The 11,391-nt window shown below is 37.1% G+C and carries 9 protein-coding genes, 1 tRNA gene and 1 pseudogene; 3 read left to right on the forward strand and 8 right to left on the reverse strand.

The window, feature by feature from the left end; genetic code table 11:
* Positions 1-487: 487 nt before the first annotated feature.
* Positions 488-2,524 (reverse strand): bifunctional serine/threonine-protein kinase/formylglycine-generating enzyme family protein, encoded by a 2,037-nt coding sequence (locus IQ228_RS11595; RefSeq protein ID WP_193962909.1) that lies wholly within the window; start codon positions 2,522-2,524, stop codon positions 488-490.
* A gap of 201 nt (positions 2,525-2,725) precedes the next feature.
* On the opposite strand from IQ228_RS11595, the gene IQ228_RS11600 reads away from it, so the two are divergent.
* Positions 2,726-3,157: a DUF29 family protein gene (locus IQ228_RS11600; RefSeq protein WP_096669308.1), complete on the forward strand. Its 432-nt coding sequence runs from the start codon at positions 2,726-2,728 to the stop codon at positions 3,155-3,157.
* A gap of 21 nt (positions 3,158-3,178) precedes the next feature.
* On the opposite strand, the gene IQ228_RS11605 is transcribed toward IQ228_RS11600, so the two are convergent.
* The 7 genes from IQ228_RS11605 to psbZ form a co-directional block, all read right to left on the reverse strand.
* Positions 3,179-3,664, reverse strand: coding sequence for a hypothetical protein (locus IQ228_RS11605; protein WP_096669310.1), 486 nt, complete (start codon positions 3,662-3,664; stop codon positions 3,179-3,181).
* Between the two features lie 11 nt (positions 3,665-3,675).
* The gene (locus IQ228_RS11610; protein ID WP_193962910.1) at positions 3,676-4,893 is read right to left on the reverse strand and encodes a hypothetical protein; all 1,218 of its coding nucleotides are present in this window, start codon (positions 4,891-4,893) and stop codon (positions 3,676-3,678) included.
* Positions 4,894-5,000: 107 nt separating this feature from the next.
* A complete protein-coding gene (locus IQ228_RS11615; RefSeq protein ID WP_027402117.1) occupies positions 5,001-6,266 on the reverse strand; it encodes a glutamate-5-semialdehyde dehydrogenase in 1,266 nt (421 codons plus the stop codon).
* Positions 6,267-6,270: 4 nt separating this feature from the next.
* The gene (locus IQ228_RS11620; protein ID WP_193962911.1) at positions 6,271-6,678 is read right to left on the reverse strand and encodes a hypothetical protein; all 408 of its coding nucleotides are present in this window, start codon (positions 6,676-6,678) and stop codon (positions 6,271-6,273) included.
* 202 nt (positions 6,679-6,880) lie between these two features.
* Positions 6,881-6,952, reverse strand: a tRNA-Gly gene (locus tag IQ228_RS11625).
* A 149-nt stretch (positions 6,953-7,101) separates the two neighbouring features.
* Complete coding sequence (ribH, locus tag IQ228_RS11630; RefSeq protein WP_027402119.1) at positions 7,102-7,593, reverse strand: 6,7-dimethyl-8-ribityllumazine synthase; 492 nt, start codon at positions 7,591-7,593, stop codon at positions 7,102-7,104.
* 531 nt (positions 7,594-8,124) lie between these two features.
* The gene (gene psbZ / locus IQ228_RS11635; protein ID WP_027402120.1) at positions 8,125-8,313 is read right to left on the reverse strand and encodes a photosystem II reaction center protein PsbZ; all 189 of its coding nucleotides are present in this window, start codon (positions 8,311-8,313) and stop codon (positions 8,125-8,127) included.
* 250 nt (positions 8,314-8,563) lie between these two features.
* On the opposite strand from psbZ, the gene IQ228_RS11640 reads away from it, so the two are divergent.
* The gene (locus IQ228_RS11640) at positions 8,564-11,263 is read left to right on the forward strand and encodes a CBS domain-containing protein (RefSeq protein WP_027402121.1); all 2,700 of its coding nucleotides are present in this window, start codon (positions 8,564-8,566) and stop codon (positions 11,261-11,263) included.
* A gap of 25 nt (positions 11,264-11,288) precedes the next feature.
* A pseudogene (locus IQ228_RS11645) lies at positions 11,289-11,391 on the forward strand (Uma2 family endonuclease); the annotation flags it as partial.

Consider the following 11,391-nt stretch of genomic DNA (forward strand, 5'->3'; position numbering starts at 1 on the left):
GGATAGGAATTTGTCTGAATCAGGATTTCCAGGATTTTAGGATTTTCAGGATAGGAATTTGTCTGAATCAGGATTTCCAGGATTTTAGGATTTTCAGGATAGGAATTTGTCCGAATCAGGATTTTCAGGATTTTTCATGAAAATTGATTCACAATTTGTCAGGTATTATTGATATCTTTCTTCTATTCTACAACTGTATTTGATTATTGTCAGAATCAGGATTTACGGTTACTGAGCGAAGTCGAAGTACAAGATTAGAGGATGAACAGGATGGCGTTATCTTCACATTTTACCGATACTTCCATCCTGAAAATCCTTAAATCCCGGATATCCTGATTCAGACAAAATGGAAAATGTGTGCTATACTGAATCAAGACACCAAAATCCGCTTTTTGTAGAAAAAAATATTTTCCGCCTAACGGCGGTGGGTTAAGAAGGGAAAAGAAAAAAAGAGAAGAGGGCAAAAGAGCAAGAGTGTAAAGGGCTACTAAGTCATCGCCGCACTAAAACAGACAACGCGAAAACCGAGACTGTAGCTCCTGCCATCGCGGGAGTTGATGAAGCGGGTGGCAGAACGGCAGTCTTCAGGATTGCTGATCCACGAAGCACCGCGCAGCGTCTTTATATTGCTTTGACTAATTAAAGCACTGCCATTTATAGGCGCGTTTATATAATTTTCTTGCCAATCATCTTGACACCATTCCCAAACATTCCCGTGCATATCGTACAAACCAAAAGCGTTACAGGGAAAAGTTCCTACATCTGTGGTTTGTTGGCGATATTGACCTTTGGGTGCAGAAGCATAAGTATAATTACCATCATAATTTACCAAATCAGGGGTAACACTTTCACCAAAATAAAATGGTGTGGTAGTTCCGGCTCTACAAGCATACTCCCATTCGGCTTCGCTGGGTAATCTGTATTTTTTTCCTGTTTTTTGACTTAACTTTTCACAAAAAGCAACTGCATCATTCCAACTCACATTTTCAACTGGGCGGTTATTGCCTTTGAAATAAGCAGGATTATCTCCCATAATAGCTTGATACTGCGCCTGTGTCAATTCGTATTTACCCATACAGAAACTCGGAACAGTCACTTGGTGTTGGGGACTTTCATTTGAATGTCTTTCTGCTTCACTTGCCGGTGAACCCATGATAAATTTTCCCCCTGGGATTTCCACCATTTCTAAGAAAACACCGTTTCCTAAGTCTTCTGTGAAGTATTTTGCACTGGCGTTGCGGCGGTTGGTGATGCTTCCAGTTGCGTCTGTGGTGACAACTTCAAAACTGAAGGTTTGAAGTGGGGGAGTGGTAATTTCTGGAGTTGGTTCTGGTGTTGGAGTATTTGGAGAAGTTGTATTTTGTGGGGTTGGTTTTGGAGATGTTGTAGGTTCTGGTGTTGGATTTGGAGTATTTGGAGAAGTTGTAATTTTTGGTGTTGAGGTTTGATTTTTATTTCCAGAAAATAAATTTTGTCCTACAACTGCGATAACAGCACCACCAAGCACTAAACTCACTGTTTGGATAAAATCTCGACGAGTTGTATTTTTCTGCTTCTGAGAAATTGGTTTCGGTTGATATTTAATAGGTTGAGGTTGTAGTTGAGGTTTTGGAGGTGGTGGTTGTAAAGCTTTTTCTATTTTCGCTATCCTTTGTAAAATCTCTTGGGTATTTTGAGGACGATCCTTATATAAAGTTTGCATCATCTCATCTAGCAAATCTGCCAACATTTTTGATATTTGCGGTGCATAATTACGCCAATTTAATGTCGCATGATAAGAATCATACATTTCTTGATCAAGTGGTTCTTTACCCGTGAGTAAATAAACAAATGTCCGTCCTAAAGCAAAGAAATCAGATTGCTTTACAGCGTTACCAGTCAATTGTTCCGAAGGTGTGTAACCGGGAGAATTAAATCCGGTAACTCCACCTTGCTGAATCATGACTGTGTTTGTCACCTCTCTAACCGTGCCAAAATCAATTAATACTAGTTGAGTATCTCCAACCCTCAACATGACGTTAGATGGTTTGATATCTCGGTGAAAAAAGTTTTTATTATGGACTTGTTCTAAAATAATCAGTAAATCTTTCAACCATTCTATTGCTGTAGTTTGATTAATGGGACGCAAACTATTTTTTTTCATATACTCATGTAAGTTTTCTCCCTCAATCTTTTCCATTACGAAACAATGAATTGGGGTTTTGCTGTTGCGAGAATAATGTTCAAAATAAGCGCCTGGTTCTACTTTGGGAATACTCGGATGATTAAGTTGACTTAAAACTTCGGCTTCTTGTTTAAATGCTTCTATGGCTTTCTGGCTATTATTAGTTAAGACTTTGAGAACTTTGGTTTTATTGGTTCTGACTTCATTGATTTCAAATGTATCACCAAAACCACCACCTCCTAGCCTAACTACTACCCGATAGCGGTTTTGTAGCAACAACCCTGAACCACAGGTTTCACAAAAGAGGCGATTATCTGGATTTTGCGGCTTTGAGCAGCTAGGATTGATGCACAGGCTCATAATCTTGGTAAGTAGCACATTTATCCGATATTCTACCTTGATTTACGGAAAATAAATATGTCTGAATCAGGATTTCCAGGATTTGAGGATTTTCAGGATATATTGTCAAGCTGCGTTGATAGCCATAGCTTATCATAGAAAATATATATATATATATCTTATTCCAATTTAACAACAGAGACTCAGAGGAGGAAAGGGAGTATGGAAGAGTTATTAATGTTAAAAGAATTATTGCATGAAGGGAAAGTTTTAGAAGCTTTGGATTTGGTGGAAGAGTTGGAGGAAATGAGTAAGTCTGATAAGTTAAATAAGATTTTTAGTTATGGGATTATTTTGTTATTGCATTTGATTAAACAAGGGGCTGAAAAACGTTCTACTCGTTCTTGGGAAACTTCTATTTTTAATTCTGTTAAGCAAATTCAACGCACTAATCAACGTCCCAAGGGTAAGGGTTTTTATTTGCAGGAGGATGAATTATTAGAAACTTTACAAGATGCTTACGAATCGGCTTTAAGAAAGGCTGCTTTGGAGGCTTTTGAAGGCAGGTATACAGCAGATGAATTAGGGAATTTTGTTAATCAAGATGAGGTAATTCAGGAAGCTATGGATTTGATTTTGGGAGGAGAGAATTAAAGCAGCTAATAAAAAGTGTTGTCATGAACTGCGAGGACGTTCAGGCATTTTTAAGTCATATAAAAATAAATACAGAATTTCTAGTGGTGACATTGGGGAAGCATGAATCATTAAGTCATCATTACCTGGATGTAAATGAAATCGTTTTCCTTGATTGTCATTATTGTGTTCTGGTAAATTTAGATCAAATCGTAAAAATTTAGTTGGGTTATCTTCTAAAAATCTAATCTCAAAGTCAAAAGCAATAATTTCAGCAGGTTTAATATTTTCATCCACTAAAATTGCAAAATCAAACCAGCAACCATCAAATCTTTCAAAATGGGGAATTTCTTTAAGTCGCTTAAAGTTTCTTTGTCCTCCAGTTATTTCAATAAGTCCTTTACTCTTTGGTGTCTTTTTGAGTAGTTCATGAATTTTAGAATAATATTCTTTGTTTAAAAGCTTATCATCACAGGCTTTTGTTAAACACCTCAAAATCTCACTTCGCAAGAAGTTAGCACTTTTCATCGAAGTTCATTTTAATCTACAATTTGTTGAATTAATGGTTTCATGGCTGGATGAACTGCATAACGTAGTTTTGGATATCTATATTCAAGAATTACTCGTCTTACTAATAATCTTAAATCTTCATCAGTTCTAGGAATAAATGTTCCTGTTTGGAGAATTTGCTTAATAATTTTCAGTTCATTATCTGATATACCAAGTAATTGATTTCTACCAGTTGAATCAACAGCTTTTAAAACTTGTTGTTCTTGTACTTTATCTTCACCTGATAGATATGTTTCCTCAATGGAGGCTTGTGTCAGGGTAATAAAGTCTCGTAAAACCCCACCAGAAAAGTTAATCAAAGCTTTAATTGCTGATATTTCTATAAAATCTTCGCATGATCTAGCTTGAATAATTTTTTCAAAGAAATGATAAGCTTCTGGATCATTTTCTACATCAAAAAATGGCTGATAGTATGAATAGTAAAAAGAATCTAAACCTTTATCATCTATATCACTATAGTCACCATAAATAGCAGTTAATGGACCCACTAATACTAACCCAATACCTACAGATGAAAGATATTTTGCATCTGAAGCTACAATCTGCATGAATGTTTTAGAATCATGTAAACGATCTAATCCATCGAATATAAAAACTATATAACCATACTTTTTTATAGCTTCTTGAGCTAGTGTGCTAACTGCTTTTACTAAATCAGCTTTTACTCCATATTGATTTGATTGAGTTGGAATTATTCCTTCATGTTTTATTGTTCTTATCCCCAAAGTCAATAAATTACCTAGATAATTAGTAGAACGAGAAAGATTAGATTCTTCTGTATAGCCAAATGCGAACTTATTAATAACTTTAATGGATTCCTGTATTATTTGATTTTCATGATCTTTTATTAACTTGGTAAGTTGCAATCCTGCATACACGATCAAAATACCATTTGATATTTTAGAAATATCTATATCCTTACTTACATCTAGATAATAAGCATGAGTATCTTCTATTTCATTGATTTGTTGACAAGCAACTAATAATTGAGTTGTTTTCCCAGATCCAATACCTCCTAAAATAAGATGTGAAGATGACGGACGCAAAGCTATACGATTTGAGATATTATCTACAAGTAATTTTCCGGGTGCGTGGACATAATAACCACTTTCAATTGCTTCTGATGGATTTGCTGCACCCTCAAAAGCTGCCATTCTTTCTCTAAAAAGCTTTAGTCGGTTTGACATATAACTTAAACTCTCTGTTTACGAAATTGTGCGTATTGTGAGAAATAGCTGAATATCTTTAATGACTATTATAAATATATAACAGTTCTATTTCTCACAACTCACTATTAAAACCGTCCATTTCCCTGAACAATATGCTTCACCGTTGTCAATGTTTCCAAACTAATAAATCCCCGACGATGTCCTTTTTGATTGGACATTCCTAAAAATGCAGCCTCTCCTCGTGAGGAGTGACGGGAAAAACGAGGGGAAGCATTAATATAAGTGGAAGCACTATTTACTCCTAAAGCAAATTGGCGACTTTCTTGGTAAGATTCTGTGACAATACTATCAGCATGACTGCTACTATATTGATTAATCCAAGCGATCGCACTTTCTAAACTATCTACTAACTTAAAAGCTACTGTTTTGGTTAAATACGGTGTTCCCCATTCTTCATCTTTGGCTAATTGCAATTGGGGAAATGCTGCAACTAATTCTGCATCTCCTTTAAGTTGAAAACCTTTTTCTTTCAAACTACTCCACAGCACTGATAAGGAAGATGGTAAGGCTTGACGATGCACTAAGACTTTTTCAATGGCATTGACTTGATCTGGTTCACCTTCATGGCTATCCATAATCATCCAGCGAATCATTTCTAAGCTACTATTCACTGACCAATACAGATAACAATTACCCATTGCTGATTTTAACACTGGGCAGGTTGCTTGTCTGACTACCTGTTGAATTAAACTGGAACGTCCGTAGGGAATAACTAAACTTAAATACTGATCTTGGGTAACTAAGTCTCGCACTGAAGCACCATGTTCAGCGGTGATTAATTCTACACAACCTGCGGGTAATCCGACTTTTGTAATGGCTGTTTGCAGGGCGTTAGCGATCGCTGTATTAGAGTTACTAGCTTCCGTACTACCTTTAAGAATAATACTATTGCCCGTTTTTATGCAAAAACCAGCAGCGATCGCCCCCAAATCCGGGAAAGCCTCATAAATAAAGGCAATTACCCCTAAAGGCATTAATTGAGTATAACTTTGAGAGTCTTCCTGTTGATAATCAGCAGTTCTCACCCGGCGCAAAGGATCAGATAATTCCCCCAATCGTTGCAGAATCTTAATAGTATTCTCCAACCTAGAGGGGGTTAGCTTCAACCAGTCCAAAATTAATTCGGGAACTGCCATTTCTCGACTTGCTTCTAAATCCAGAGTATTAGCTTCGAGAATTTCATCAAAATCGCTTTCTATCGCTTGTGCCATTGCTAACACGGCGCGACTTCTATCTGTCCCCTTAGTCGTTCCCAATTTTAAGGAAGCCTGAAAAGCGCGGTTAGCACTTGTCATAGGTTCGGGGTAATCATCAATCACTTCACCTGTCATGGAGTTAACGTCTGTAAGTAAGCCAGACCATTAGTGCTGGCAGAATTACCAATAGCAATGCTACAATTGCCCAAGCTATGATGTTGGAACTATTAGCCAATCGTAGAGCTAATGGTAGCCATATAATCACTAACACAAAAATAATGCTGAGTGCTATTGGTAAATAGTTTTGTCCTAATCGGGGTTGAACAATTTGCCAATTATTGCCTTTCCAGCGCCAAGCACGCTTGTAAGGATAAGTAGTAGAAAGTTGTTCTAATACATATCCGTTTTCTTCGACAACAAAAATCTGCTGACAGCGATCGCATCCAAACGCTTCTGTGAGTGTAATAGGAATTAACTGTCCATTGCGACGACAAGGACAAATGTATTCCATATTTAAGTCAATTTTATCTGGTTTTTGAGGTTGCACAAGCGAGATAAATAACTTGGGCGGTTTTTTACATTATTCCCTAGTTTTCCTGAAAATCAGTATGGGAAACCTTAAAATTGCGTCTAATAATGTAGCTGGGAAAGTTTTCTCACAAACTCCCAATCTAAATATCCATCATTTACAAATTTAGTGGTGATGGAAAGTCTTTAGTGTTATTTTAACATATCTACTTTAACTAGAAAGCGGGTGATGGGATTCGAACCCACGACATCAACCTTGGCAAGGTTGCGCTCTACCACTGAGCTACACCCGCGAGACTCACCAATAAACTTATTATTCCAGATATATTCAACTTTGTCAACCCCTTAGCTCAACTTTTTTTCAGTTGTCAGTTGTCAGTTGTCAGTGGCAAGAATTTTTAACCAATTACCCATTACCCATCACCCATCACCCATCACCCAATTAACCTGCTAAATTCGGGCGTAATTGCCGCATGAGACTAGCCATTTCTATAGCATTCATAGCGTACTCCCAACCATGATTACTCTTGATGCCGGCTCGTTCTAGTGCTTGCTGCATGGTATCTGTGGTTAAAATGCCAAAAATTACAGGTACACCTGTTTGGAAACTAACCGCAGCAATACCTTTAGAAACTTCTGAAGATACATAATCAAAATGCGGTGTTTGTCCTTTAATGATTGCACCGAGGCAAATTATGGCATCATAACGACCAGACATTGCTAACTGACGAGCTACATTGGGAACTTCAAAACTACCAGGAACCCATACGTAATCTACCTGCTGTCCTTCAGGGTCAGAATCTATACCATGACGCTTTAAGCAGTCTTTACATCCTTCTACTAGTTTTAAAGTAACAAGATCATTGAAGCGAGCTATGATCAATCCAAAGCGCAAAGACTCAGTGTGCTGAAAATTTCCTTCAAAAACTGCCATAACTGCCTCTAAATAAATTTATAATAACTGCTTTATCAATATACTTTTCTGCCATGAAAATAGAAGAGCGGGAAAGCACAATCAGGAAAAAGTCATGTAAACACAAGTTAAATTACCCCCCTTAATCCCCCCGATGCTTTGGGGGGAAACCGGAAGAATTAGTTCCCTCCCCAAAGCATCGGGGAGGGTTAGGGAGGGGTAATTTGAGGAATAATGGTGATTCGATATGTGTGTACACCGTAGCCTCTTAGGAGAGGGCTAGGGAGAGGCTTTGAAACCCTACTTGCAGGTAAAAAAAGTTTTTCTGCTTCCCTCTCCTTTTAGGAGAGGTAGGGAAGGGGGGGAAGAGGGGTTAGGTTTCTGGAGATTATCGGTTTCATCTAATACTTTTCAAACAACCTCTTAACCCAGCCTACAAAAAATGGCGAAGATATTGAAAAAAGAAAGTTTTTTCTTTTTGACTCTTCACCTAAGCTTTTATGATTCTAAAAGTGTGTACGGTATGCGCTAGTGAATATTCAAAGCATTCAACTAAACCACAAAAAAGTTTAATATACCAACTAACACGACTAAAGCCGTCCAAATTGCTGAACCAACCCAGAGTAGTTTTTTAGATTCTACCCAGTTTTGAGGAGTAGCGTAAACAACAGGTACACCAATCACAAGCACGAAGGAGAACAGGACTAATGATATTAAAGCGATTTGAAATACTATGCTCATTTTGTTTTTCCCAACATAACTAAATCTTAGTTTTCCCGAAACTGCTGCTGTATAAACAGTTTAGGTTTTTCAGTGAACCTTATGAACTCATATGGCATCGCCTGATCAATTAATATTTTACGTCTGGTTTGTAACAGTTGCTCACTTCTGATCTTCCAATCTGTTTTTTTCTTTCGGGGATTGGGAAAATGATTAAGATAGAAATTATCTTCTCTGTCACCTGTTACCTGTCCCCTGTCACCTTTAATATATGGATTTAATTCTTTGTCACACAACTGCGGATTTTGATGCTTTGGGGGCAGCGGTAGGGTTAACTTGTCTCAAACCAGGCAGTAAAATTGTCTTAACTGGGGGCGCACATCCTCCTGTAAGGGACTTTTTAGCGTTACACCGTGACGAGTATCCGTTGATTGAAAGACGTTCCGTAAATCCTGAAAATATTCGCTCTTTAATGGTTGTGGATACTCAAAAGCGCGATCGCCTTGGTAAAGCCGCTATCTGGTTCGATTTACCCAGTGTCCAAGAAATCATCGTTTACGATCATCATTTTGGACAAGATAGAGACATTCCCAGCACCCAATTATATATTGATGAAGTGGGGGCGACAACCACCTTAATGGTAGAAGAATTGCAAAAAAATAATATTTCTTTAAATTCTGCCCAAGCAACTGTAATGGCTTTAGGTATTCATGTTGATACAGGTTCATTAACCTATAAACAATCTACAGCCAGAGATGCTTTAGCTTTAGCTTGGTTAATGCAGCAAGGGGCAAATTTATCAGTTATTTCCACGTATCGTGATCCTGGTTTATCACCACAATTACAACAATTATTAAGTACAGCTTTAGAGAATTTACAATATCTTTGTTTGCGGGGATATACTATTGCTTGGGTGACACTAAAAACAGATGGTTTTGTCCCCGGTTTATCAGGTTTAGCTTCCGAAATTATTGACTTAACAGAAACCGATGCTGTACTGTTGGCAAATGAATATCCTTTAGGTGAAGATGATTGGCGATTCACAGTAATTGGGAGAACAAAAATTCCCCAAACAAATCTTAATTCCTTATTTCAACCTCATGGTGGTGGGGGACATTCTCAAGCTGCATCTCTTAATCTGCGTACCACAGATTCCCAACAAATTTTACAAGAATTATTAGATAGTTTAAAAGCCCAAATTCCCCATCCTCCCACAGCTAGAGATTTGATGTCTTCGCCAGTGCGGACAATTCGCCCTGATACTACTATAGCTGAAGCCCAGCGGATTTTATTGCGTTATGGACATTCAGGTTTATCTGTAGTTAATAACCAAGATTTATTAATCGGAATTATTTCCCGTCGGGATTTAGATATTGCTTTACATCATGGGTTTAGTCATGCACCGGTTAAAGGTTATATGACAGGTAATTTAAAGACAATTACCCCTGATACTTCTTTACCAGAAATTGAGTCTTTAATGGTAACTTATGATATTGGTAGATTACCAGTATTAGATCATGGGCAATTAGTTGGTATTGTCACCCGCACCGATATTTTAAGAGAATTACACCAACTAACAATTCAAAATATAGAATTAACAACTGATAATTATTCTCGAAATTTAGGACTCAATACTGAATTAGAAAAACGTCTCACTCCTCAGCTTTGGCGATTACTCAGTACCGCATCCCAAGAAGCAGAAAAACGGGGTTGGCATCTTTATTTAGTGGGTGGTGCGGTGCGAGATTTGCTATTAGCAGAAACAGAAACTCGCAGTTTGATGATTAATGATATTGATTTAGTTGTTGATGGTTTTCATAAAACCGCAGATGTGGGTGCAGGTGTAGAATTAGCTAAAGCTTTACAGCAAATTTATCCAAATGCGAGATTAGAAATTCATGGTGCTTTTCAAACTGCGGCTTTATTATGGCATAAGGATTTACTATTAGACTCATTATGGGTAGATATTGCCACAGCAAGAACCGAGTTTTATCCTTACCCAGCAGCAAATCCAGAAGTTGAGGCTAGTTCCATTCGGCAAGATTTATATCGGCGAGATTTTACAATTAATGCAATGGCTTTGCGGCTAACTTCTCCCCGTGCTGGTGAATTATTAGATTTCTTTGGTGGTTTTATAGACTTACAAAATCAGCAAGTTCGGATTTTACACCCTAATAGTTTTATTGAAGATCCAACTCGGATTTATCGCGGAGTCCGGTTTGCAGTGCGGTTTGGATTTTCCCTAGAACCACAAACAGAAGCCTATATTCGTTATGCTATAAACAGTGGAGTTTATGATCGGACTAGTCAAGAAAATCATAAAACTCCAGCTTTGCAAACTCGGCTAAAAACCGAATTAAAATATATATTAGCAGCACCTTATTGGCAATCAGCTTTAGAATTGCTGGATAATTTAGGGGCTTTACAATGTATTCATCCTACTCTAAAATTAGATGCAGAACTTTCTCGACAATTAAATTTATTAAAACACTGTTTAAGGAAATTTGACAAAAAACAAACTTTAATAAATTGGCAAATGCGTCTAGAAGTATTAATTGCCTATTTACAACCGGAATATCGGGGAAAGGTAGCTAAAAACCTGCAATTAACTGATGATAGTATTATTAGATTAGAGAAATTATTTTCAGTGGAATCTGAGACAAGTACATTATTACCCACTTTTGAAAAACCTAGTCAAACTCTCTATTTACTCAGGAAATATGATTTGCAAACTTTAATCTTAATTGCTTTACAAAGTCCCCGCAAAATCAGAAGACGGATTTGGCAATATTTAACAAATTGGGGAAATATTCAACCGTTATTAAATGGAAATGATTTAAAACAATTGGGTTATAAACCTAGTCCTCAATATAAGCAAATGCTTGATGATTTATTGACTGCGACTGTAGATGGTATAATTAAGGATAAAGCGGAAGCACAAGAATTTTTAGCCAAGCATTATCCTGGGTAATTGATATTAAAAATATGAGGTTGATATGCAAATTCAAACATCCAGCAAATATTACACTCCAGAAGAATATTTAGAACTAGAAGAAAAATCAGAATTTAAAAACGAATATATAGATGGGGAAATTATAC

This window comes from Dolichospermum sp. LEGE 00246, assembly GCF_015207865.1.
Taxonomy (GTDB): Bacteria; Cyanobacteriota; Cyanobacteriia; order Cyanobacteriales; family Nostocaceae; genus Dolichospermum; species Dolichospermum heterosporum.

What these genes read in the sequence shown, in the direction of transcription:
- IQ228_RS11595 (WP_193962909.1), bottom strand. Translation starts at nt 2,524, where the DNA reads ATGAGCCTGTGCATCAATCCTAGCTGCTCAAAGCCGCAAAATCCAGAT.
- IQ228_RS11600 (WP_096669308.1), top strand. Translation starts at nt 2,726, where the DNA reads ATGGAAGAGTTATTAATGTTAAAAGAATTATTGCATGAAGGGAAAGTT.
- IQ228_RS11605 (WP_096669310.1), bottom strand. Translation starts at nt 3,664, where the DNA reads ATGAAAAGTGCTAACTTCTTGCGAAGTGAGATTTTGAGGTGTTTAACA.
- IQ228_RS11610 (WP_193962910.1), bottom strand. Translation starts at nt 4,893, where the DNA reads ATGTCAAACCGACTAAAGCTTTTTAGAGAAAGAATGGCAGCTTTTGAG.
- IQ228_RS11615 (WP_027402117.1), bottom strand. Translation starts at nt 6,266, where the DNA reads ATGACAGGTGAAGTGATTGATGATTACCCCGAACCTATGACAAGTGCT.
- ribH (WP_027402119.1), bottom strand. Translation starts at nt 7,593, where the DNA reads ATGGCAGTTTTTGAAGGAAATTTTCAGCACACTGAGTCTTTGCGCTTT.
- psbZ (WP_027402120.1), bottom strand. Translation starts at nt 8,313, where the DNA reads ATGAGCATAGTATTTCAAATCGCTTTAATATCATTAGTCCTGTTCTCC.
- IQ228_RS11640 (WP_027402121.1), top strand. Translation starts at nt 8,564, where the DNA reads ATGGATTTAATTCTTTGTCACACAACTGCGGATTTTGATGCTTTGGGG.